Source organism: Pseudogulbenkiania sp. NH8B, from assembly GCF_000283535.1.
Taxonomy (GTDB): domain Bacteria; phylum Pseudomonadota; class Gammaproteobacteria; order Burkholderiales; family Chromobacteriaceae; genus Pseudogulbenkiania; species Pseudogulbenkiania ferrooxidans.
Genome location: NC_016002.1, coordinates 1,729,365 through 1,751,378 on the forward strand (window position 1 = coordinate 1,729,365; position 22,014 = coordinate 1,751,378).

Sequence of the window (22,014 nt, forward strand, 5' to 3'; positions counted from 1 at the left end):
TGCCGTCTCTTCCAGAAACAACAACGGCCCACTGTGTAGTGGGCCGTTTGTTCACATGCGAAAATTTCTTAGTGGATGACCGATAGGAGGTGCTTCGGTAGCCAGTCGGCACCACCGCGCGGCCAGGCAACCAGCACGCCGCGCGCATGGTCACATGCGACGACCGTGCCATCACACTTCTCAACATGGCCGTACGGCGCATAATTCACACGCAAACCAGGCTGTGGTTGAACATCGTTACTTTGGAAAAGAGACAGAAGGCTAGAGATGATGTATTTCATATTCGAGATTGGACTTGCTGTGGTTTCTAAATTACTAAGCAAATTATAGGTGCTAATTGTGCGGTGCACCATAATAATTGCGACAAATATGTTCGTAATTGAGTTATTTTGTGTAACATTTCGAACATTTACGTTTGCGGAGAGGTTGGTTGGGTTGTGGCCATGGGGTGGTTGTGGTGTGGCGGGAGAGCCTCCCGATTGCAGCCGGCGGTCAGCATGGGGGTCATCACAACGACGGTTCCCATCCTGGGGCTGCGGGGCTCGGAGGATGGCGCCATTTGGTAAGGAGGCTCACGCGGCCGGTGAGTGACCTCGCTGTGGTGTTGCGGGAGTATTGGCACAGGGCTGTATCGGTGGGATGAGCCGGGATGAACTGGGCTAAACCGGGATGTGATAAGGCTTTCAGCCGAGATGTCGTCGACTGACCACGATTTTGTGTTTAACGCTCAACAAAGACAAAGCCGCGAAGTTTCGCGGCTTTTTTGTCACTCAATCAGGTAAAGGGATGGCTATACCTGTCGCCCGTACCAGACGACGCGCCCGATGATGGCGAAGTCGTCCGTCGGCTTGTTCAGATCGACCTCGAAAGGTTCGTAAGCCTCGTTGGCACTCAGAACTTTCAGTCTCCCACCGGGGATGCGCTGTACCCGCTTCACAATCAGGTCGCCGTCCAAGCGTAGTACGTATAGGCCTGTGCCTGGTTCATTGTCGGTGTGATTCACCAGGATCGCGTCGCGGTCGTTTAGCACCCCTTCCATGGAGTCTCCCTTGACCGATAGCACCGACAAATCCTTGGGGTCGGCGCGCAGGTAGTGCTCGACCCAATATCGGCGGAAAGCCATTGAGAACACAGGCTTCTCACCATCAGTGGCCGAGCCGTGAGCTGCTGCAGCCTTCAGATTGAAGTGCGGGATAAAAACGAAGTCTTCCAGGCTGACTGGATTTCCCAGGGTGTCCTGGCAGATACATGGAGAAGGCTCTCTCTGCGGGGAGGGAGCTGCTACCTCGGCCTCTCCCTTGCGCATGGGGCCTTCGCCAAATAAGAGCCAATCAGCAGATATGCCGTAGTGCCGAGCAAAAATGGACAGTTTGGTAGCGTCCGGCTCCCGTTCCCCTGCCTCCCAGGCCTGGAATGTAGAAAGAGATACCCCAACTACGCTAGATGACTCATTTCTAGGTACGCCAAGCTCTTCTCTGGCCTCCCGAATGCGCCCACCAAGAGCGGACCTGCTACTTTCAGGTTTGTCTTGCAAACCTGAAAGCGATTTCGACTCGCCGATACCTGTTTTAAGGTTCGTCATAAGCACCTGAAAACAATATGTATTTTCAGGTATGTTGTTATTTTCAAACACAACAAACCTGAAAATAAGTTGAAAACCACTTGAGGCAGCCTGTTTTCAGGTATGATGCGTTCACCTAATCAGTGCAAAGGATTAAGGAATGAACACATCGCACGCCCCAAAAAAATCCGCCGAGGATTGGCACCGGGCGGACATCGTGGCGGCCCTGCATAAGCAAGGCTGGTCATTGCGGGAGCTGTCACGGCAAAGCGGGTTGAGTGCGGGGGCACTGAACAACGCGCTGGACCGTCCTTGGCCGAAAGCGGAACGCATTATTGCTGCCGCTATCGGTGAAGCACCCGAGACCATCTGGCCGAGCCGCTACGAACGGCGCCATTTTAAACCGGCTTTCCCATCCGTATCCCCAGTATCTGCAAATTGCCCAATCGTCATGGGTTAAAGCGTAGACCTGGACGCGACAGCGTACCAGAGCTGCGTTTCCCAATAAGAGGAAACACGTGATGAGAAAACGCCATTGGAAGTCGGTGCACCCCAGCAGTCTGAGCGAGGCATTCGAGCTGTGCATCGAATTTGCCGCCGAGCATCGCCGCCCGGTCAAGGTGCTGGCCGACCTGATGGGGGTCGAGGTGAAGACCCTGTACCGCTGGCAGGCGGAAACCTCCATGCCGCTGAACCGGGTGCGTCAATTCGAGACGTTCTGCGGGGTGTCGTATGTGAGCGAGTACCTGTGCCTGGCTCACGGCAACAAGGTGGTCATTGAGATTCCCACCGGCAAGAAGGCCTGCGTGGCTGAAGTCGCCCAGATACAAGCCCATGCCGCCACGGCCATGGCACTGCTGGCGCGGTTTTACGTTGATGGGCTGGACGCAGAAGAAACCCTGTCGGCCATGACCAGCGCCTTGTCCGAATTCGCCTACCACCGCCAGAACGTGATGAAGGCCGGCGAGCCGGAATTGGAACTGTTCGGGGAACGCCATGAGCCAGCCCACGGTTAAAACCCATTACAGCGCCGCCGAGTTGGCCGCGATGAAGCTGCCCGGCTTGCCCGGCACGATTCAGGGCATCGGTCTACGGGCCAAGGCCGAATCGTGGAACAGCCGTCGCAAAGCGGGCCGGGGCGGTGGCTTCGAATACGCCCTGACCAGCCTGCCGGCCGCCGTCCAGGAGGCCATCCGCACCCAGGTGGCGCGGCAACTGGTGGCCTCGTTGCCGACCGTCATCGACAAACCGGGCAATGCACCGGTGCTGCGTGAACAGCAGCTGGCCCTGCCGCTGACCACCGAGCAACAGACCGTGGAAGCCGCCCGCCTGGGTGTGCTGGCTCATATCGACAAGCTGGTGGCCGGCTGCGGACTGACCAAGGAACGTGCGATGCAGCACCTGTTGGCCAGCGTGGCCACCGGTACGGCCGACCCGCTGATCGTCGCCATGCTGCGCCGTGCCGGGGACAAGCGGGGCCGCAAGGGGGCAGGGGAGCTGCCCGCGATCCGCACCTTGAAGCGCTGGTTTGCTTTACGAGATGCCAAGCATCTGGCCCCACAAGTGCCGCAGCCGGACTTCACCATTCCTTGGTGGGCGCGGGATTTTCTCGGCTACTGGCAGCAGCCGCAGAAACCCTCGGTCGAGCTGGCATACCGGTTGTTTTGCGAGGAGATGCAGGCGAGGGGGGCTGACATGGGGCTGGAACGCATCCTGCCCAGCGTGCACGTGGTGCGGCGCTTCCTTAAAAAGCTCGGCACGGTGAGCCGGGAGCGGGGCCGCATGGAAAGCCGCGACCTGAAGCGCCTGCAGCCGTTTGTCCGGCGCGACTTCGGCGATCTGCTGCCAAACGATGTCTGGTCGGCCGATGGCCACTGTTTTGACGCCGAGGTGCAGCACCCGATTACAGGGCGACCGTTCCGCCCGGAGATCACCAGCATCGTCGACATCGCCACCCGGCGCGTGGTGGGGTGGTCGATCGATCTGGCCGAATCGGGGCTGGCGGTACTGGACGCGTTGCGCATGGCCGAAGAGCAGGCCGGCATGGGGGCGATCTTCTATGTCGACAACGGCAGCGGCTACGTCAACGCCATGATGAAAGACGAAGGCGTCGGCCTGATGGGGCGCATTGGGCTGACCATGCTGCACTCCATCGCCTACAACTCGCAGGCTCGGGGCGTCATCGAGCGCCTGCACCAGACGCTGTGGGTGAACGCCGCCAAGAGGCTGCCGAGCTACATGGGCGCCGACATGGACGCCCAGGCCCGCCAACGCCAGTTCAAGATCACCCGCGCTGCGCTGACCAAGAACGGCAACGCCAAGCGGATGCCGCTGATCGGCTGGGACGACTTCCTGCCGTTCTGCCGAGAGCGCGTGGCCGAGTACAACGCCCGGCCGCACGCCAGCCTGAAGGGGCTGAGTCCGGATCAGGCGTGGCAGGGCTTCGTTGCCAAGGGCTGGCAGGCCGAGCGACTGGAGAGCGCCACCCTGGAGGCCCTGTTCCGGCCGCGCATGGAGCGCACGGTACAGCGTGCCGAGGTCCGGCTGTTCAACAACCAGTATTTCAACGAGGCGCTTGCCGAGCTGCATGGCGAAACGGTGCACGTGGCCTACGACATCCACGATCCACACCGGGTGTGGGTGTACCTGACCGAAGGCCGCTTTGTCTGCACGGCCGAGTGGAACGCCAACCGCAGCAGCTATGTGCCGACCAGTGCCAAAACGGCCGCGCAGGAGAAACGCGCCGCCGCCCAACTGCGCAACCTGGACAAAAAACGTGACGTGATCGAACAGGAGCGGGGTGGCCGACCGGCGCTGACGGTGATCGACAGCCCGGTGGTGATGCCGGGCATTTCCGGGCGAGACATCGTGGGTGCCTTCGAGCGCCTGGCCGAACCGGAGGTGCCGTTAATTCACCGAGAACCGGTGCGGACGATTAACGCGGCCAGTGGCGATACCGAAGGGTTTGTTGTGCCACCGGCGCCGGAGCTGCGCATTCGGGTGTGGCACGAGCTGAGCACGTTGGCCGAAGCCGGCGGGCTGCTGACCGAGAAGGAAACCAAGTGGCTGGCGAGCTATGCCAAGAGCCACGAATTCCGGGTGATGAGCCAGAAATACGCCGAAGCGGACCAGGCCTCGGCGTGATGTGAAACGTGTGATTCAAGGGGATTGTTAACGATGTTCGACCATAGCGTCAATCGCATTGCCCCCATCGCCAACCTCGATCTGGTGGCGGTGGTGATGGAGAAGCTGGTGCACCGGCAGGATGGCTTGCCCGGACTGGCGGTGTATTACGGCCCGTCCGGCTGGGGCAAGACTACTGCCACGGTAGCGGTGGCCAACCGCAGCCGCGCCTATTACGTGCAGATGCGCTCTTCCTGGACGCGCAAGGACCTGCTGGAAAAAATCCTGTTCGAGATGGGCATCAAACCGGCGGGCCGTACCACCCTGCTGCTGGACCAGATCTGCGAGCAACTGGCCGCCAGCCGGCGCCCGCTGATTCTCGACGAGTTCGACTACGCCGCCGATAAGCACGCGATGGTCGAGTTGGTGCGCGACATCTACGAGGGCAGCCAATCCAGCCTGCTGTTGGTCGGCGAGGAGTTGCTGCCGAACAAGCTGAAGAAGTACGAGCGTTTTCATGGGCGGGTGCTGTCCTGGGTGCCGGCGGCGCCGGTCAATCTGGACGACGTCCGCAAGCTGGCGGCGATCTACTGCCCGGAGGTGGCGCTGGCGGACGACCTGCTCAACCACCTGGTGGCCCTCAGCCACGGCTCGGTGCGACGCGTCTCGGTGAACCTGGTCAACGTCCACGACGCTGCCCTGATCGAAGGTTGGGACAGCGTGGATCGCGCCCAGTGGGGCGAGCGTGCCTTGTATACCGGCGACGCGCCGAAGCGTCGCGCCATGGCATGAGGGGCAGGGCATGATCGACCGCAAACGCCCCAAACGTCAGCCGGCAAACATGGAGATGGTGGGCGGCAAGGGGAGTCGTCAACGTACCTGGGAAGCTGTCCGCAAGCTTCGGGACGACTTTACCGCCTACCAGGTCGCCAGGGTGGCCAAGGCCGACGACGAGACTGTGCTGACCTATCTGCGCTCGCTGGACAAAGGTGGCTTCATTACCTGCCTGACGCCAGCCGATGCCCCCTTGGCCACCGTGAAGCGCTACAGCCTGACCCGGGATAACGGTATCGAGGCCCCCCGGCTGACCAAGGACGGCAAGGTGGTGAAACAAGGGCTGGGTACGGAGGCCATGTGGCGAGTGATGCGCATCATCGGCGACTTCACCTGCCGCGAACTGGCGGCTCATGCCAGTACGTCGGAGGTGAAGGTCAGCGAGGACTCCGCCAACAGCTATATCCGTGCCCTCAAGCTGGCGGGTTATCTGGTGGTGACGGCGGAGGCCAAGACCCGAGGGATCGGGGAGGGTAGAACCTTGGCCCGCTACCGCCTGGCGCCCGGCCGCTACACCGGCCCCCGCCCGCCGATGATCCAGCGCACCAAGAACGTCTACGACCCGAACCTGGGCAAGGTGGTGTGGCAGCAGGAGATCGACCATGACGACCTCTGAACCGCGCTGGCTGGAGTTGCTGCGCGCCGAGGCGGAGCGCACCAGCATCGCCGCCATTGCCGGCCGGCTGGGCTACAGCCGCACCAGCATCAGCCTGGTGTTGGCTGGCAAGTACCCGGTGGCGCCCGACCGCATCGCCCGGGCTGCGATTGCCTTGCTGGACGTGGTCGAGTGCCCGCATGCCGGGCAGACCCTACCGCTGGCAGAGTGCCGGAGCGTCGCTCTCGGCGCGGCGCCAACACACCACCCGATGAAGCTGGGCCACTGGCGCGCCTGCCAGCGCTGCCCAAACCGACCGCAAGGGGACTGAGATGCAGATGCAATCGATCGCTGAGCGAATCAAAGATTCGCACGCCGTTCAACCAAAGCGCCCGCCGTTCAACGCCCTGATGCTGGCCGCCACCTTCAAGGCCGCGGCCGCCATCGAGGCACTGAGCCAGAGCGGCCTCACCGTGGTGAAGGTCGAGCTTGAAACGCCGGCCCGGCCGACCATCCGCATCCAGACCTGCGGTCAGTGCCGACGCCTGATCGAAAGCGGCGATGCGGTGTACTTCAGCTACGGCCAGATGGATCACTTCGGGCCGTACCGCGAGGGGCAGTTTCAGCTGGGTGGCTGCCGCATCGTGTGGACCGAGTTTGGACATTGAAGAAGAAGGGGAGAGCCATGAGCAATCAACAACGCATCGATTACCGCGCACTGCGCAAGAGCAAGGACCTCAACCAGCAGGATTTCTGGGGGCCGGTTTACGTGACCCAGTCCGGCGGCAGCCGCTACGAAAGCGGCCGCGACGCCCCCGAGCCGGTGGCCGAACTGGTCCGGCTGTATCACGAGCTGGGCATCGATACCCGCCTGATCACGCCGGAGAACGCCCCGCTGATTCGCGCCGTCCTCGACAACGGGATGAAGGTCGCCAGGCATGACGACCGCGCCGACTGAACTGGACCCTGACACCAGGAGTCGGCTCGCCGACGAGGTGGAGCGGCTGGTGCGGATGGGGATGGACCGGAAGAAGGCGCGCCGCGTGGTGTGGGACGACTACCTGGACGAACGGGCCGCCGATGTCACCCCGCCTCCCGAGCCCGAACCCGTCCAGGTGGCGCCCCCGGTGACCGCGCCGTCACCCGCGACGCGGCGACCGATCCCGGAGGCGCAGGCCGAGCAGTTTTTCACCCCCGAGCGGCTGCAACGAAACCGGGGCGAGCTGGCCAGGATTAAACAACTTGTTGGATTAAGGAACCGGAAAACATGAAGACAGACCAAACCCTCCCCGCCGGCTACTGGCGCGACGCCAAGGGCCGGCTGGTGCCGCCGGAGCTGGTGGCCCCCCTCGACCAACTGCGCGACCAGACCGTGCGCCAGCTGGTGGACAAGGCCCTCGCGTTGCAGACGCAGCTGCAGGCCTTCAAGGGCACCGCCTTCGCCGACGTGGCGGCGATGGTCGCCACCAGTGCCGAGCAATACGGTGTGGCCTTGGGTGGCGAGAAAGGCAACGTCGTGCTGACCAGCTACGACGGCACGCTCAAGGTGGTGCGCGCCTACCAGGACCGCATCAGCTTTGACGAGCGCATCAAGGCGGTGAAGGCCCTGATCGACGCGTGCCTGGAGGACTGGACCGCCGACGCCGTGCCGGAGCTGAAAGCCCTGGTCACCCGCGCCTTCGAGTCGGATCGGGGCGGCGACCTGCGGGTACAGCGCATTCTGGAGCTGCGCCGGCTGGAGATCGCCGACGAGCGCTGGAAGCGGGCCATGCAGGCCCTGGACGACGCCATCAAGGTCGACGGTACGGCCGGCTATATCCGGCTCTACCAACGCGGTGGCGCCAACGAGCAATGGCAACCGATTTGTCTTGATCTGGCCGCCGTGTAAGCCCGACACGCCACCCCATTACCCTCGCACGCCATCAACTTTTTTATCAGCAAGGAGCAAAGCATGACCAAACAAGAACTGATCGCCACTCTGGCCGCCAAGGCCGACGCCACCAAGGCCGACACCCTGCGCTTCATCGACGCGCTGGAGCGCACCATCCACGAAGAACTGGGCAACGGCGGCGAGATCACCCTGGCCAGCACCGGCAAGTTCAAGGTGAAGGTGACCAAGGAGCGCAACGGCCGCAACCCGAAAACCGGTGAAACCGTGCTGATCCCGGCCAAGCGCAAAGTGACCTTCACCCCCTCCAAGGCACTGAAAGAGGCCATCGCCTAAACCGACGCGACCGTTCAGAACCCGGTGTCGAGCCGGCCGCCGTTAACCCGGCCGGCTCCGCAACGTGTTTTAACCCGCCATGCAGCCGTGAGTGGCCAGCCTCCGACCAACCCAACTGGAGGTGCGCCGTCCTCTGAACCCGGCTTGGCCACTCACGGGTGCATGGACTCAAGGAGACGATTCGATGACTGACCGCCGCCGCGCCATGATCGGCAAGCTGCACGTCGCCCGGCAGCAGATCGGCATGGCCGAGGAGGATTACCGCGCCATGCTGGCCCGGGTGGGCGAGGGCAAGACCAGCAGCACGACGCTCACCCTGCCGCAGCTGGACCGTGCCCTGGCCGAGATGAAGCGCCTGGGCTTTGTGCCAAAACCCCCGCAAAAAGCCGGCAAGCGTCCCACGCCGACCGACGAGCGGGAACGTTACATGGCCAAGGTCGAGGCGCTACTGGCCGACGCCGGCCGGCCGTGGGAGTACGCCGACGCCACGGCCAAACGCATGTACCAGATAGACAAGGTGGCCTGGCTGGACCTCGCCCAGCTGCGCAGCCTGATGGTGGCACTGGAAATCGAGGCACGCCGCCACGGCAGAGGAACCGAACCATGGGAAAAATGAACGAAGAGGCCATCGCGCGCGCTCAGCACCTGCTCCCGGAGAACGCCCGCGAGCTGGTGCGGCTGATCGGGCTGAACCTGACCATGAAGTTGGTCGACCTGCTGGGCGGGACGCATTTCCCGATCCCCAAAACCGCCAAGCAGGAGGGGCAGTATTTCGCGGCCCTGGCCGAGGTGGTGGGCGTGGAGGCCGCCAAGGTGCTGATCCGCCAGTACGGCAACACCCGCCTGTACGTGCCCAAGTGCGCGGCGGCGCTGCGGGCGCTACGCGACGCCAACATCCGCGCCGATTACGACCGTCACTGCCGCGAGCTGGGGCACAACGCTACCGTCAATCATATCCTGGTGCCCAAGTACCGCCTCTGTGACCGCCGCCTCGAAAAAATACTGAGCAAGGTCGACGAGCTGCTGCCGGAAGCGGCAGCCCAGGGGCAACTCTTCTAGTCCCTCTCCACCGCGACCATCCCACACCCCGCCATCCGGCGGGGTGCTGCTTTACCGAACCCTTTCCCGGTCCGTTCCCGCCCCATCGCTCTCTACGATAGCCCCCATGTTTTCAGCATGAGGAGGCGTGATGCCCCGTTCCATCGATCTGATCGTCATTCACTGCGCTGCCAGCCCCAACGGCAAGCAGCTGGCCAAGAATGACGGCCACCAGACGGCCGCCGGAATCATCGACGTCTGGCACAGCACACGCGGTTTCCGTCGTCAGCCGGCCGCCGTCACCCGGTTCAACCCCCATCTCAAGAGCATCGGCTATCACTTCGTGCTGGACTGCGACGGTCGCAAGAGCACCGGGCGCGGGCTGGACGAGATCGGCGCCCATGCTCTGGGCCATAACACCCACTCCATCGGCCTCTGCCTGGCCGGGACCGACCGTTTTACCCGCGCCCAGTGGGACGCTCTGCACAGCCTGGTGAAGGCGCTGCGCGCCAAATTTCCGGCCGTCCGTGTCGTGGGCCACCGCGACCTGTCACCCGACACGGACGGGGATGGCACGGTGGAGCCCTCCGAGTGGCTAAAAACCTGCCCCGGCTTCAACGTCGCCGACTGGCTCAAGGGCGGCATGCAGCCCTTGGCGGGTCACCTGGTGGAGTAAGGCATGCACCTCTCCGACCTCGTCACCAACCCCGCCACCGGCCGCCTGTCGCACACCAAGCTGTGGGCCAACGTGGCCTGCGCCTCGGCCACCGGCCTGTTCGTCTACCAGGGCGTCCAGGGCACGCTCGGGGCCGACGTCTGGCTGACCTACCTGGGCACGCTGGGCTGCTACTCCGCCGCCCGTAGCTGGATTGCTACCCGGCGCACCAAGGGAGCTTCCGATGCTTGATCTCAACATCAAACCGCTGCTGATCGGTACCGCTCTTGGCGGTGTGCTGCTGACTGGCTACGGAATCGGCCGCTGGCAGAGTGATCTGAGCCACGAGGCCGTGATCGCCAACCTGCGCGCCAGCCATGAGCAGGATCTGCGGCACCTCTCCGACGCCAAGGCGGCCGAGCTGGGCCAGGCCTTGACCGAGCAGCAGCGCCTGACCGACCACGCCAACCAGCTGGGCTGGGAGCTGATCCAGACCCGCGCCCAACTCACCGGCATTCAACATCAACTCAAGCAAAGGATTGCCGATGCGGTCCGCTCCGATGGTCCCCGTTTTACTGGCCTTGGCCCTGTCAGCCTGCGGCTCTACGCCGCCAACCTCGGCTACCGCACCCCGGGTGATCCAGGTGTGCCCGCAGCCGACCCCGGAAATGCGGCAAAAGCCGATCAAGCCCGCGCCGCCGGTACCGGGCTATCACCGGCCGACCTCCTAGCCCATTCAGCCGATTACGGCACGTGGTGCCTGCAGCTGGAGAGCCAGCTGGACACCTGGATCAGCCTCTATGCCAAGGAGTCGTCATGACGACGGAGGGAGTACGCATCAACGCCCAGGGCGACCTGCTGGGCGAGCTGGACGTGACCAGCACGCGGCTGGCCGCACAGATCAACCAGATCGCGCCCTTGGGCGGCAACGCCGAGTGTGCCAAAGAGGCCGCCAAGCGGCTGGCCGAAGCCCTGTTCTGGGTGGAACGCGCCACGGGGGAATTCGATGGATCGATTTGATCGCGAGAGCGCCGACGAGCGCCGCAAGGAGGGACTGTGACGATTACCGTCGATTTCTGGTACCTGGTCGGGCTGCTGCTCGGCTTCCTGGGCTTTGTCTTCACCTTTGGCCGGCTGCTGCTGAGCCAGATCGACCAGCGCATCACCGCCTCGATCAAGGCACTGGCCGAGGCCGAGAAACACACCTCGGACCGTGTGGCCGGCCTGGAACGCGACCTGATGGCGATGCGCGCCGAGCTGCCGTCGCGCTACGTCATGCGCGAGGACTACATCCGGGGCCAGAGCCTGATCGAGGCCAAGCTGGACGCTCTCTATAGCCGCAGTGAAGCGATGAAGAACGACCTGATCAACAAGCTGGAAGCCATCTGGAAGGACAAACCATGAGCGTCGATCTGCAGAAAATCCGCCGAGAGAACATGCGCTGGCAGATCCTGCTGGTGTTGAACAACGCCCGCCCGGTCGGTGCCTACGAGGAAGTCATCCTGTCGGTGGTGCAGGCGCTGTACCCGGATGCCACCGCGCACGAGGTGCGCCTGCAACTCGACTACCTGGCCGACCGCCAGCTGGTGAAGCTGGAGCGCGAGCCCGGCGGACGCTGGTTCGCCGACCTGACCCGCCTGGGTGTGGACATCGCGGAATACACCGTGGACTGCCAGCCCGGCATCGCCCGGCCCGAGAAGTACTGGAGCGCCTGATGCCGCCGCGCTCCAAAGTCGCTCAACTCCCACCCGAGGTGAAGGCTTGGCTCGATACCGCCCTGGTCGAAAGCAATTTCAGCGGTTACCAAGAGCTAGAACAGGCTTTGGCCGAGCGGGGGTACAAGGTCAGCCGCTCAGCACTGAACCGCTATGGCCAGGAGTTCGAAGACAAGCTGGCCGCGTTGCGGCAGTCGTCCGAGCAGGCCCGTGCCGTGGTCCAGGCGGCGCCGGATGAGGAAGGATCGGTCAACGAGGCGTTGATGCGCCTGGTTCAAGACCATCTGTTCAAGCTGCTGATGAGCCAGGACGACAAATATGACCTGTCCAAGGTGGCCAAGGCCGTGGCCGAATTGGGCCGGGCCAGCGTGGTGCAGAAGAAGTGGCAGTCGGAGGTCCGCGCCCGTGCCGAGGCGGCCGCCGCCTCGGTCGAGAAAATCGCCCGCAAGGGCGGGCTGTCGGCCGACTCGGTGGCACAGCTGCGCCGCGAGATCCTGGGGATCGCCGGATGAGCGCCGTTCCCGCCCAGCTCCCCGACACCGCGCTGTCGCCCATCCCGGCCGCGCTGATGGGCTACCAGCAGCGCTGGGTGGCCGACACCTCGCCACTCAAGGTCATTGAGAAGTCGCGCCGCACCGGCCTCACCTGGGGCGAGGCCGCCGACAACGTGCTGACCGCCGCCGCCAGCCGCACCGCCGGGGGACAGAACGTCTACTACATCGCGTACAACCAGGACATGACCATCGAGTACGTCCAGGCGGCCGCGATGTGGGCGCGGGTGTTCAACTACGCCGCCTCCGAGATCGAGGAGGGGCTGTGGGAGGACGACGAGGACGACAAGCACATCAAGACCTTCACCATCCGTTTCCCCGGTTCGGGCTTCCGCATCGTCGCGCTGACCAGCCGGCCGTCCAACCTGCGTGGCCGCCAGGGCACCATCGTGATCGACGAGGCGGCGTTCCATGACCAGCTGGATGAGCTGCTCAAGGCCGCCCTGGCCATGCTGATCTGGGGCGGCCGGGTGCGCGTCATCTCCACCCACAACGGCGACGACAACCCATTCAACGACCTGATCAAGGACATCCGCGCCGGCAAGCGCAAGGGCACCGTGCATCGCGTCACCTTCCAGGAGGCGGTGGCCGACGGCCTGTACCGCCGCGTCTGCCTGCGCCTGGGCAAGGACTGGTCGGCCGAGGACGAGGCCGAATGGATGGCCGGGGTGTACGCCTTCTACGGCGACGGCGCCGAGGAGGAGCTGGACTGCGTGCCGGCCAACTCGGGCGGGGCCTGGCTGTCGCGTGCCCTGATCGAATCGCGCATGTCGCCCGACACCCCGGTGCTGCGCTGGGAGTGCAAGCCGGGCTACGAGCTGCAGCCCGACCCGCTGCGCGCCGCCGACTGCCAGGAGTGGCTGGAGGCCACGCTGGCGCCCGAGCTGGCCAAGCTGCCGGCCGGTGCCCGCTCGTTCAACGGCGAGGACTTCGCCCGCTCCGGCGACCTCACCGTGCATGTCCCGCTGATCGAGCAGCCAAACCTGACCCGCCGCGTGCCGTTCGTGGTCGAGCTGCGCAACGTGCCGTTCCGGCAGCAGGAACAGATCGCCTTCTACCTGCTGGACGGCCTGCCGCGTTTTGCCGGGGGCGCGTTCGATGCCCGGGGCAACGGCCAGTTCCTGGCCGAATTCGCCCTGCAGCGCTACGGCGAGGACCGTATCCGCCAGGTGATGCTGACGGAAAGCTGGTACCGCGAGCACATGCCGCCGCTGAAGGCGGCGTTCGAGGACGGCGACCTGCAGAACCTGCCCCAGGACGCCGACGTGCTGGCCGATCTGCGCGCCGTCAAGATCGTCGGTGGCGTGCCCCGCGTGCCGGAGACCCGCAGCAAGGGCAGTGGCGAGGACAAGGGCAAACGCCACGGTGACGTCGCCGTGGCGCTGGCGCTGGCCTGGTTCGCCAGCCGCGAAATCGACGCCCAGCCCCTGGCTACTCGGGGCTACAAGGGGATCAGCCGGAACGGCTTCGCCGGCTCCACCCGCTTCGGCCGGGGTACCTGGTAACACCACAAGAAAGGCAACACATGCCGCGCATTCTCGGGCCGGACGGCCAACCCATCGACACCGGACTGTTAAAAACCACCCTGGTCCAGCCCACCACCACCGGCGTGCGCCAGGTCGCCGCCGCCAGCCTGCAGGGGCTGGATGCGGAAGAGCTGGGCCGGCTGCTGCGCAACGCCGTCCAGGGCGACGCCACGGCCTACCTGCAACTGGCCGAGGACATGGAGGAGAAGTACCTGCACTACGGCTCCGAACTCAGCACGCGCAAACGTGCCCTGGTCGGGCTGGAACTGTACGTCGAGCCGGCCGGCGAGGATGCCGCCAGTCATGCCGCCGCCCAACTGGTGGAAGAGGCGCTGGACCCAATCCGCAAGAGCCTGTTCGACCTGCTGGACGCCATCGGCAAGGGCTTTAGCGTGCACGAGATCGACTGGGAGACCAGCGCCCGGCAATGGATGCCGAAGGGACTGAACTACCTGCAGCCCTACTGGTTTACTACCCGCAAGACCGCGCCGGACACGCTGTTTCTGCGCTCCGACCTGCACACCGGCGGCGAGCCGCTGGCGCCCTACAAGTTCGTGGTGCACCAGGTGAAGGCCAAGTCCGGGGTGCTGATGCGCGGCGGGCTGGCGCGCATGGCGGCGTGGGCGTTTTTGTTTTCGAACTACGCCATCAAGGACTGGGTGGTGTTCGCCGAGGCCTACGGCCAACCGCTGCGCGTCGGCAAGTACGACAGCAGCGCCACCGCCGAGGACATCGGGAGCCTGTTGATGGCGCTGCGCCAGCTCGGCACCGATGCGGCGGCGGCGATTCCCAAGAACATGGAGATCGAGTTCGTCGACGCCGGCAACAAGACCGCCTCGGTCGACATCTACGACCGGCTGGCGGCGTACTTCGACAAACAGATCAGCAAGGTGGTGCTGGGCCAGACCCTGTCCACCAACACCGGGGACGGCGGCGGCGGGGCCTACGCCCTGGGCAAGGTGCACAACGAGGTGCGCGAGGACATCCTGGAATCGGACGTGGCCGAGCTGGAAAGCACGCTCAGCCGCGACTATGTGCGTCCGGTGGTCGACCTCAACTTGGGGCCGCAAGCCGCCTACCCGAAGATCCGGCTGCGCATCAACAAGCCGGAGGACCTGACCGCGCTGGCTGGTGTGGTGGACAAACTCGTGAGAGCCGGACTACCGGTCAGCCAGGAGTCGGCCTATACCCGCTTCGGCCTGACCCCGCCCAAGCCCGGCGAGGCCATCCTGGTGCCGGTGGACCTGAGCCAGCCACAACAGGCGATGAACCGCTACCGCGCCGCCAACAGCCGGCAGCCCACCGGGGAGGGCGGCGACGTCGACCCACTGGTCACGCAACTGGCCGAGGCGGCCGGCTCGCCGCTGGACCGGATGCTGGCGGTGATCCGCCAGGCACTGGACGATGCCCCCGATCTGGAGACCTTCCGCGACTGGCTACTGACCGCCTTCGGCGACCTGCCCAGCGAGCAGCTGCAGGACGTGATGGCCACCGCCTTCAGCCTGGCGACGCTCGCCGGCCGCTACGAGGTGAGTCATGGCCGATGAGCTGGGCCTGACGGCCGTCATCAAGCAGCCCTGGCCAACCCAGCAGGACTATTTTCGGCAGAAGCTGAACCTGCCGACGGCGGCCTGGACCGACATCATGAAGCAGGCCCACGACCGCTCCTTCGTCGTGGCCGGGGCGATGAAGGCCGACCTGCTCGAAGACCTGCGCCAGGCCGTCGACCAGGCGATTGCCGGCAAGGCCACCTTGGCGGACTTCCTTCGCCAGTTCGACGACATCGTGGCCAAGCACGGCTGGGACTATCAAGGCGGCCGCGACTGGCGTACCCGGGTGATCTACCAGACCAACTTGTCCACCAGCTACGCCGCCGGCCGCTGGCAGCAGATGACCGACCCTGACATGCTCAAGGCTCGCCCGTACTGGCGCTACCGCCATAGTGACTCGGTGCTGCGGCCTCGCCCGCAACATGTGTCCTGGCACGGCCTGATCCTGCGCGCCAACGACCCGTGGTGGCACACGCATTACACGCCCAACGGTTGGGGCTGCCAGTGCAAGGTATTCGCGGTGTCGGAGTGCGAGCTGCGCGAGAAGTACGGCAAGTCCGGGCCGGACACCGCGCCGGCCATCCAGTACGTGGAGCACGACACCCCGGACGGTCCGGTCCAGGTCCCCGAGGGCATCGACTACGGTTGGGACCACGCCCCCGGGCAGGCCTACCTCGGCCAGCTGCTACTGAACAAGGCCGCCGCCACCTCGGCACGGATCGGGGCCGCCGCTGTGCAGAGCGCGGTCGAGCATGTCGGCGCGCTGGACACCCTCATCAACGGCCCCTGGAAATCCTTGGTCAACACCATCTACCCCGAACCGGGCGCGTACCGGCCGACCAAGCAGCGCCTCCACGTCGGCGCGCTATCGCCGGCCATGGTCGAGCGGATCGAGCGCGAGGCCGGCGAGGAGCTGGCAACCGCCGTGATCTCGGTCGACGACAGCGAGATCAAGCACGCGCTACGGGATGGGGGAGGGAAGGCCGACAAACGGGTCAGCGAAGCCGATGCCCTCAACGCCGTGGCCGGGATGTTCCAGCCTGAGCGGATCTATCAGGCCTTGGACAATGGCCAGCCCTTGCCGGTGTACCTACTGATCTACCCGGCCGAGGAGGGGGAGCGTTACGTCAAGGCGGTGGTGAGTGCCAATTATCGCGCCAAAGAACGCGACACCACGGGCAAGCGGAGAACGATTCAGACCAACACGCTGACGACGCTGGGCTATGCCCGCTTGAACGATCTGGACAACCCGGCGCAATACCGCCGGATTCAATAAGAGGGAAGCCGCACCGGCTGGACGCCACCCCCAGCGTGGGCACGCCCGTTTCCGGGATTGCCATACGTACATGCGCTGTTTCACGTATTCCAGTGCGGTAGGGAAAGTATGAGCGACAACACCTTTGAGATCAATGTCATCTCCAACACCATCCAGACCGCCCTGGACACCCTACTGGCCCGGGGCCAGAACCTGCGCCCGGCGCTGCTGGACTGGGCCGAGTGGGCCAAGGGCGAGACTGACGAACGCTTCACCGAGCAGGCGGACTGGCATGGTACGCCTTGGGAGCCGAACGCCCCCGACACCCTGGCCAACTACGTCCAGGCCGGCGGGGCCAAGAACTTTAAGAAGGACGGCTCGTTGTCAAAGCGAGGCCAGACCGTGCTGGTCGCTAAGAAGATTCTGCAGGGGCACACCGGCAACCTGCGCCAGTACGCCTTCAGCTACGAGGCCTCGGCCGACAGCCTGACTTTCGGCCCCTGGGGTAACGGCCTGGACGCCTATGCCGCCATCCAGCAGTTCGGTGGCCAGGCGGGGAGGGGGCTCAGCGTGTACCTCCCGGCGCGGTCCTATCTGCCGGTGGATGCAACCGGCCAGCTGGCTCCGGCGGCGGAGGCGGAGCTGCGGGCAGTGTTGGGGGAGTATTTGAATAGATTATGGAGCAGGTAGAGACCCAAAGTCGCCAGTCTTGAGTAATGAAAGTGTCTGTTCAACACCCACGATAAGCGGGGCGGGGGCGAAGCACGGGAGGCAGCAACAGGTGCGGGATGCTGGTGGTTCGCCTAAGGTTTTGAATGAATCGTTCCTCACCTGATCACTGACAAGGTTTCAGAAATATCGACAGGCAAAAACTGAGGAAATTCTTCAATTGTTTGAAGTATGCCAAGCTTTAGTCCCGCATCTCCATTTCTGCTGGATATGGCATTTAGTTCAGGAATATTTTTTAGTAAAAGAGCCTCCCAATCATGCCCTCGCATCATAAGAAAAGCCTTTGGTAGCTCGACAACCCAGCCATTATGGAGGGTGGATTGGGTTTTCTCGCCAAGCGGGACTGCAGTAGATGCAAATATTTTGTTTGCCATATTCTGCGCATCGTGCTCCGTCAATTTTGCTGCATCAACGTACGTGTGCAAATCGATTACAGAAAAGTCACTTAATGATTTTTTCCCCGCTCTGACAAGTGAAAGAGCAACATAAATTGGGTCAAGAATGTAGTTTTCAATGGAATATCTTCTGCCTCCGCCGAGCACGTAGACCGGGTGGCGATCTGTTTTTTTTCCATCCCAGTCGATGATGCCACGAACCAAATCACTGCCAGCTTCGTGAAGCCGGGTTGTGATTAACTCAACATCAGTACAGTTAGATGTTCCACTGTGAGGCTCAAGAAATATCGGCTGATAGCCGAGCGGATTAAATCTGTTTATGGTTTGAAATAGTTTCTGAAAGTAAATAACATCATATTTGCTTTCAACAAATATTTGACGTCTTTCTTCAATTGACACCTTAAGATGCGGTATGCCCTCGGTCAGTACCTCAATGCCTCGGCTGACGCTAATCATTTCTGGTGTTCTTGTTGCTCTATTCATTTCAAACAGTGCGTTATCTGGACACATAGCCACAGTCGATGGCGAATGCGTGGTAACAATAACTCTTACATCGGCTTTATCTACAACAATATCCCGCAACGTCTCAATCAGTAATTTTGAGTATTGGGGGTGAAGGGGGGCGTCAGGCTCATCGAGAATCAGCACCTCCGGTTTACCTGTTGATTCATGTGTATTATAAATGGCGAGCGCTAGCGACATGAGTACCTTTTCGCCAGTCGATAAATCATTAGCAGAAATATCGGTGTTATTTACCCTATCTATCAATCGCAACTTGTAAGTTGAATCTATGTCAATTTGCTCTGGACTCACCACCTCGTATGTGAGTCCCGCTTTTGAGAGTATTTCATTAACCAAGTCCCATGGTCTTGGGCCGTATTTCTGCAAAAACTCTTCATCAGTGAGGGTCGGAAAGTTTGTTTTGTTTTTTTCGTTGAGATATTGTTTGAATTGATTTTTGGTGTATCTGAGGTGGTAGGTTTTGAATATGAGCGCCAATTGCGAGGCGAACATGGTGCCTTGGTTGGATTCTGCAATGCTAAGGTTGTAGTAAATATCGTCTTCGCACAAGTCCTCAAACGGTTTAGACAGCTTGCTTGTAATGCTGGCTGCAACTGCGGTGAGAGGCTGGTTTTGCCCCCACCTTGGTAAGAATTGCGTGATAGGGTCGGTGATTATGTCGCCATTTTGTTTGGCTTGCTTGAGTAATCTTTGCTTCTCCTCTATTTGACTCCACCAGTTTTTTGTGATCTGGATAAGATTTTGCGGGTCACAGGCTTCATCAATTTGGGGGTTAAGCCCACCAAATCCGATTAGCTGGACTTTTGTTAGTGTTAGCCCGGAGTCTGTAATGGTTGATAGCTGACTATTCGATATTGCTTCCAGTAAATGGCTTTTCCCGCTTCCATTTTTTCCTGTAATTATGCAGAATTTTGGTATGTCAAAGAATATGTTGGCCGGTATGGATTTGTGGTTTTTATTGATCGTTACTTTCATTTTATAGGCGGATTTCTTATTAACTATTATGGATAAAACGTCCTGTGGTTGCTCAGTCGACTAGCAGAAAGCGTACTCGGCCCTCTGGAGGAGCATACGCCCTAGCTCGGTCCGAAATCTCCCTAAGCCGGGACCTCCATTTAGTCTCAACTCCTTGCCGTCGCGGGGTCTCCAGGCAATCTAGCGCCGAGTAGGTGCTATTAAATGAGCCTGAAAGCCAGCATATCAGTCAGATAGCATACTCGCATGGCACGTGAATGTCTGCTTCAAGGCAGGTGGACAATATCCGCTTCTGGCCGATTTCAGACCTTAGTTAGTGAGCTATCAGCAACTCATCCCAACAGGTTGTCCACCTTGGCGACCTTTTTTCTTGCCGCATCGCCCAGTCCCGCGTCAGCCCCTCCGACGCCAGGCGTAGCGTTCCGTGACCAAAGTCCCGATTCACGCGGTCCATTGTAGCCATCAGCGCGGTTCGGCGCGGATCTGGCAGCGGGGCGAACAGGTCCTGCTGATCGATGCCGGCAGGGCCGATTTCCATCAGCACGGCCCCCGCCTTCTTATAGGAAAACCCCTCCCGGTAGATGGCCCGCAGCCCGGCCATTGCTGCCCGGGTGATTTCGATGGTGTCGGCCGATGGGTGGACGAGCGGCACTACCGTCCATCCGTGGTATTGCAGGTCTTGTTCGCGGAAAGGGTTCGTTCTAATGGACACCCCCACAAGCCGGGCCGCGCTGTGCTGTAAGCGCAGTTTCTCGCTCGCACGACTGGCATGGTGGGAGATGGAACTGGCCAACGTATCGAAGTCGGTCACCAGTTCAGCAAAGGACCGCGAGGAGATGATCTGTTGTTTGTCCGGTGCCACGTCCTCCAGGGTCAGGCAGCTGACGCCATTCAACTCGGCTATCGTCCGCTCCACTACCACACTGAACTGCCGCTGGATAGCGCGTGGGTCTGCCCGCATGAGCTGCAGTACTGTCGTGATGCCCATGTGGGACAATTTCTCAGCTATCCGACACCCGATGCCCCACACTTCCCCCACCGACATCCGGCTCATCAGCTGATCCTGGTAGTGCTGAGATAGCCAATCCCAGGCAAACACCCCTTTGCATTGGGGATGCACTTTGGCCACGTGGTTGGCCAACTTCGCGAGAGTCTTTGTCGATCCGACGCCGACACAGGTGGGGATGCCCACGCGCTGCAGTACATCAGCCCGGATACGGGCGGTGTAGTCACGCAAGTCAGGGATGCCGTCCAGTGTGATGAAGCTCTCATCGATAGAGTACACCTCCTGCTCGATGCCCCAGCGTGCCAGTACCGTCATCATGCGTCTGGACATATCGCCATATAACACATAGTTGGAGCTGAAGACGGCGACTTCGTGACGCCGACATAGGGCCGCAATTTCAAAGTAGGGCACAAAGCCTTTGATTCCCAACTGCTTGGCTTCCGCCGAACGGGCGACCACGCAGCCGTCGTTATTGCTCAGCACCACGATGGGCTTGCCGTCCAGGTCGGGACGAAACACTCGCTCGCAGGAGCAATAGAAACTGTTGCCGTCGACCAAGGCGAAGGTGGTCACAGGAATTTCTTAATGCAGCCGGTGACCACGCCCCAAACCTGCAGCTCCTGGCCGTTGTGCAATTCGATGGGCGGGTAGGCGGGGTTTTCGGGGAGCAGCGCCACGCGGTCGCTACGCTTGTGCAGCCGCTTGACAGTGAACTCTCCATCCACGGCGGCCAGCACGATCTGACCATGCGCTGGCGGGATGCTGCGGTCGACCACGAGGACGTCGCCGTCACTAATGCCAGCGCCGAGCATACTGTCGCCGGACACCCGTACCATGAAGGTGGCGGCAGCATCTTCGATCAGGTACTGGTTCAGGTCCAGCGCCGTCTCCAGGTAGTCATCGGCGGGCGAAGGAAAGCCCGCCGGCACGCGCGAGCCATACACGGGTAATGCCAGGGATGGCGGGTCGCTGGCGGGGGTGAAAAGGGTATCGATCATGATGTGCTCCAGAACTCTTTTGATTGTGTACGAAATCAAAAGCAAGGCCAAGCACAATCGTGAACGCTATACTGGCGGCATGTGTGTCAACTTCATTCCACCCACCCGCCAACAACTCCTCGATTTATTTGATGTGGAGCCGCCACAGTTGGACTGGCCGCTAGAGGTCTGGCAGGACTACATCGCCCCGATCATCATCGACAACGGCAGCGGCCCCCATGCACTGCTGGCCAACTACGGTTTTGTGCCGAAGCGCCACATGCCGCTTGGCATCCGGCTCTCCACGATGAACGCCCGGGCGGAAACCATCGGCCAGCTGCGCACCTATAATCAGTCCTGGCACGCCGGCCGACGGTGCCTGGTACCGATGCAGTTTTTTTTTGAACCGTGCTATGAAAGCGGAAAGGCCGAGCGCTGGCGTATCGGACTGGCCAGCGGCCAACCCTTTGCCGTGGCTGGCATCTGGCGTGCTTGGCCGGAGGAGGATGGCTCGATCAGCCATGCCTTTTCCCAGGTCACCATCAACGCCGACGATCACCCACTGATGCGACGCATGCACAAGCCCGGCGACGAGAAGCGCAACCTGGTGATCATTGAGCCCGAGCACTACCAGGACTGGCTGGCGTGCCGTGACCCGGAAATAGCGCGAAGCTGCCTGACGAACTACCCCGCCGAGCAGATGCTGGCGGAGCCCGCGCCGAAAACGAACAAAGCGCCACCGACATCGGGGACACTTGATTTGTTCAGCTGAATACGAAGCGA

The 22,014-nt window shown here is 62.1% G+C and carries 29 protein-coding genes; 25 read left to right on the forward strand and 4 right to left on the reverse strand.

Annotation, left to right across the window (positions count from 1 at the left end):
• Positions 1-790 precede the first annotated feature (790 nt).
• Positions 791-1,633 (reverse strand): XRE family transcriptional regulator, encoded by an 843-nt coding sequence (locus NH8B_RS07985; protein ID WP_232503444.1) that lies wholly within the window; start codon positions 1,631-1,633, stop codon positions 791-793.
• An 88-nt stretch (positions 1,634-1,721) separates the two neighbouring features.
• Between NH8B_RS07985 and NH8B_RS20390 the strand changes: the two genes are divergently transcribed.
• The 24 genes from NH8B_RS20390 to NH8B_RS20170 all read left to right on the forward strand — a co-directional run bounded on the left by NH8B_RS20390 (position 1,722) and on the right by NH8B_RS20170 (position 17,317).
• Entirely contained in the window at positions 1,722-2,021 is a 300-nt protein-coding gene (locus NH8B_RS20390) for a helix-turn-helix domain-containing protein (protein WP_014086821.1), read from the forward strand.
• Positions 2,022-2,082: 61 nt separating this feature from the next.
• Positions 2,083-2,577 (forward strand): hypothetical protein, encoded by a 495-nt coding sequence (locus NH8B_RS07990; protein ID WP_014086822.1) that lies wholly within the window; start codon positions 2,083-2,085, stop codon positions 2,575-2,577.
• Positions 2,558-4,705 carry a Mu transposase C-terminal domain-containing protein gene (locus tag NH8B_RS07995; RefSeq protein WP_014086823.1) on the forward strand — a complete coding sequence of 716 codons (2,148 nt, stop codon included), beginning with the start codon at positions 2,558-2,560 and terminating at the stop codon, positions 4,703-4,705. Before NH8B_RS07990 ends, NH8B_RS07995 begins: the two co-directional genes overlap by 20 nt.
• A gap of 33 nt (positions 4,706-4,738) precedes the next feature.
• The gene (locus NH8B_RS08000; protein ID WP_014086824.1) at positions 4,739-5,476 is read left to right on the forward strand and encodes an AAA family ATPase; all 738 of its coding nucleotides are present in this window, start codon (positions 4,739-4,741) and stop codon (positions 5,474-5,476) included.
• Positions 5,477-5,486: 10 nt separating this feature from the next.
• Positions 5,487-6,134 carry a hypothetical protein gene (locus NH8B_RS08005; protein ID WP_014086825.1) on the forward strand — a complete coding sequence of 216 codons (648 nt, stop codon included), beginning with the start codon at positions 5,487-5,489 and terminating at the stop codon, positions 6,132-6,134.
• Positions 6,121-6,444, forward strand: a complete 324-nt coding sequence (locus NH8B_RS08010) for a helix-turn-helix domain-containing protein (protein WP_014086826.1) — start codon at positions 6,121-6,123, stop codon at positions 6,442-6,444. Before NH8B_RS08005 ends, NH8B_RS08010 begins: the two co-directional genes overlap by 14 nt.
• 7 nt (positions 6,445-6,451) lie before the next feature.
• Complete coding sequence (locus NH8B_RS08015; RefSeq protein WP_198408174.1) at positions 6,452-6,781, forward strand: hypothetical protein; 330 nt, start codon at positions 6,452-6,454, stop codon at positions 6,779-6,781.
• A gap of 17 nt (positions 6,782-6,798) precedes the next feature.
• A complete protein-coding gene (locus NH8B_RS08020) occupies positions 6,799-7,071 on the forward strand; it encodes a helix-turn-helix domain-containing protein (protein ID WP_014086828.1) in 273 nt (90 codons plus the stop codon).
• Positions 7,052-7,384 carry a hypothetical protein gene (locus NH8B_RS08025; RefSeq protein WP_014086829.1) on the forward strand — a complete coding sequence of 111 codons (333 nt, stop codon included), beginning with the start codon at positions 7,052-7,054 and terminating at the stop codon, positions 7,382-7,384. The genes NH8B_RS08020 and NH8B_RS08025 overlap by 20 nt, the downstream gene beginning before the upstream one ends.
• Positions 7,381-8,001, forward strand: coding sequence for a DUF3164 family protein (locus NH8B_RS08030; protein WP_014086830.1), 621 nt, complete (start codon positions 7,381-7,383; stop codon positions 7,999-8,001). The genes NH8B_RS08025 and NH8B_RS08030 overlap by 4 nt, the downstream gene beginning before the upstream one ends.
• A 45-nt stretch (positions 8,002-8,046) precedes the next feature.
• Entirely contained in the window at positions 8,047-8,337 is a 291-nt protein-coding gene (locus NH8B_RS08035; protein ID WP_255345185.1) for an HU family DNA-binding protein, read from the forward strand.
• 184 nt (positions 8,338-8,521) lie between these two features.
• The gene (locus tag NH8B_RS08040; RefSeq protein WP_014086832.1) at positions 8,522-8,953 is read left to right on the forward strand and encodes a gp16 family protein; all 432 of its coding nucleotides are present in this window, start codon (positions 8,522-8,524) and stop codon (positions 8,951-8,953) included.
• Positions 8,941-9,396 carry a Mor transcription activator family protein gene (locus NH8B_RS08045; RefSeq protein WP_014086833.1) on the forward strand — a complete coding sequence of 152 codons (456 nt, stop codon included), beginning with the start codon at positions 8,941-8,943 and terminating at the stop codon, positions 9,394-9,396. Before NH8B_RS08040 ends, NH8B_RS08045 begins: the two co-directional genes overlap by 13 nt.
• Positions 9,397-9,526: 130 nt before the next feature.
• Complete coding sequence (locus NH8B_RS08050) at positions 9,527-10,051, forward strand: N-acetylmuramoyl-L-alanine amidase (protein WP_014086834.1); 525 nt, start codon at positions 9,527-9,529, stop codon at positions 10,049-10,051.
• A gap of 3 nt (positions 10,052-10,054) precedes the next feature.
• Positions 10,055-10,282 (forward strand): hypothetical protein, encoded by a 228-nt coding sequence (locus tag NH8B_RS08055; protein ID WP_014086835.1) that lies wholly within the window; start codon positions 10,055-10,057, stop codon positions 10,280-10,282.
• The gene (locus tag NH8B_RS08060) at positions 10,275-10,850 is read left to right on the forward strand and encodes a hypothetical protein (RefSeq protein ID WP_014086836.1); all 576 of its coding nucleotides are present in this window, start codon (positions 10,275-10,277) and stop codon (positions 10,848-10,850) included. Before NH8B_RS08055 ends, NH8B_RS08060 begins: the two co-directional genes overlap by 8 nt.
• Complete coding sequence (locus tag NH8B_RS08065; protein ID WP_014086837.1) at positions 10,847-11,050, forward strand: hypothetical protein; 204 nt, start codon at positions 10,847-10,849, stop codon at positions 11,048-11,050. Before NH8B_RS08060 ends, NH8B_RS08065 begins: the two co-directional genes overlap by 4 nt.
• Before the next feature lie 36 nt (positions 11,051-11,086).
• Positions 11,087-11,434: a hypothetical protein gene (locus NH8B_RS08070; RefSeq protein WP_014086838.1), complete on the forward strand. Its 348-nt coding sequence runs from the start codon at positions 11,087-11,089 to the stop codon at positions 11,432-11,434.
• Positions 11,431-11,745, forward strand: coding sequence for a hypothetical protein (locus tag NH8B_RS08075; RefSeq protein ID WP_014086839.1), 315 nt, complete (start codon positions 11,431-11,433; stop codon positions 11,743-11,745). Before NH8B_RS08070 ends, NH8B_RS08075 begins: the two co-directional genes overlap by 4 nt.
• Positions 11,745-12,257, forward strand: coding sequence for a DUF3486 family protein (locus tag NH8B_RS08080; RefSeq protein WP_014086840.1), 513 nt, complete (start codon positions 11,745-11,747; stop codon positions 12,255-12,257). Before NH8B_RS08075 ends, NH8B_RS08080 begins: the two co-directional genes overlap by 1 nt.
• Positions 12,254-13,801 (forward strand): hypothetical protein, encoded by a 1,548-nt coding sequence (locus tag NH8B_RS08085; RefSeq protein WP_014086841.1) that lies wholly within the window; start codon positions 12,254-12,256, stop codon positions 13,799-13,801. The genes NH8B_RS08080 and NH8B_RS08085 overlap by 4 nt, the downstream gene beginning before the upstream one ends.
• Positions 13,802-13,821: 20 nt before the next feature.
• Positions 13,822-15,369 (forward strand): DUF935 domain-containing protein, encoded by a 1,548-nt coding sequence (locus NH8B_RS08090; RefSeq protein ID WP_014086842.1) that lies wholly within the window; start codon positions 13,822-13,824, stop codon positions 15,367-15,369.
• The gene (locus NH8B_RS21110; RefSeq protein ID WP_014086843.1) at positions 15,359-16,648 is read left to right on the forward strand and encodes a phage head morphogenesis protein; all 1,290 of its coding nucleotides are present in this window, start codon (positions 15,359-15,361) and stop codon (positions 16,646-16,648) included. The genes NH8B_RS08090 and NH8B_RS21110 overlap by 11 nt, the downstream gene beginning before the upstream one ends.
• A gap of 108 nt (positions 16,649-16,756) precedes the next feature.
• Positions 16,757-17,317 carry a phage virion morphogenesis protein gene (locus NH8B_RS20170; RefSeq protein ID WP_014086844.1) on the forward strand — a complete coding sequence of 187 codons (561 nt, stop codon included), beginning with the start codon at positions 16,757-16,759 and terminating at the stop codon, positions 17,315-17,317.
• Positions 17,318-17,454: 137 nt separating this feature from the next.
• Here the strand turns inward: NH8B_RS20170 and NH8B_RS20395 are convergent, their stop codons facing one another.
• The 3 genes from NH8B_RS20395 to NH8B_RS08115 form a co-directional block, all read right to left on the reverse strand.
• Complete coding sequence (locus NH8B_RS20395; RefSeq protein ID WP_014086845.1) at positions 17,455-19,248, reverse strand: AAA family ATPase; 1,794 nt, start codon at positions 19,246-19,248, stop codon at positions 17,455-17,457.
• Between the two features lie 313 nt (positions 19,249-19,561).
• Positions 19,562-20,827, reverse strand: coding sequence for a Y-family DNA polymerase (locus tag NH8B_RS08110; RefSeq protein WP_014086846.1), 1,266 nt, complete (start codon positions 20,825-20,827; stop codon positions 19,562-19,564).
• Entirely contained in the window at positions 20,824-21,252 is a 429-nt protein-coding gene (locus tag NH8B_RS08115) for a LexA family protein (RefSeq protein ID WP_014086847.1), read from the reverse strand. The genes NH8B_RS08110 and NH8B_RS08115 overlap by 4 nt, the downstream gene beginning before the upstream one ends.
• Here NH8B_RS08115 and NH8B_RS08120 point away from each other — a divergent pair.
• Positions 21,251-22,003, forward strand: a complete 753-nt coding sequence (locus NH8B_RS08120) for an SOS response-associated peptidase (protein ID WP_232503445.1) — start codon at positions 21,251-21,253, stop codon at positions 22,001-22,003. The genes NH8B_RS08115 and NH8B_RS08120 overlap by 2 nt on opposite strands.
• Positions 22,004-22,014: the final 11 nt, after the last annotated feature.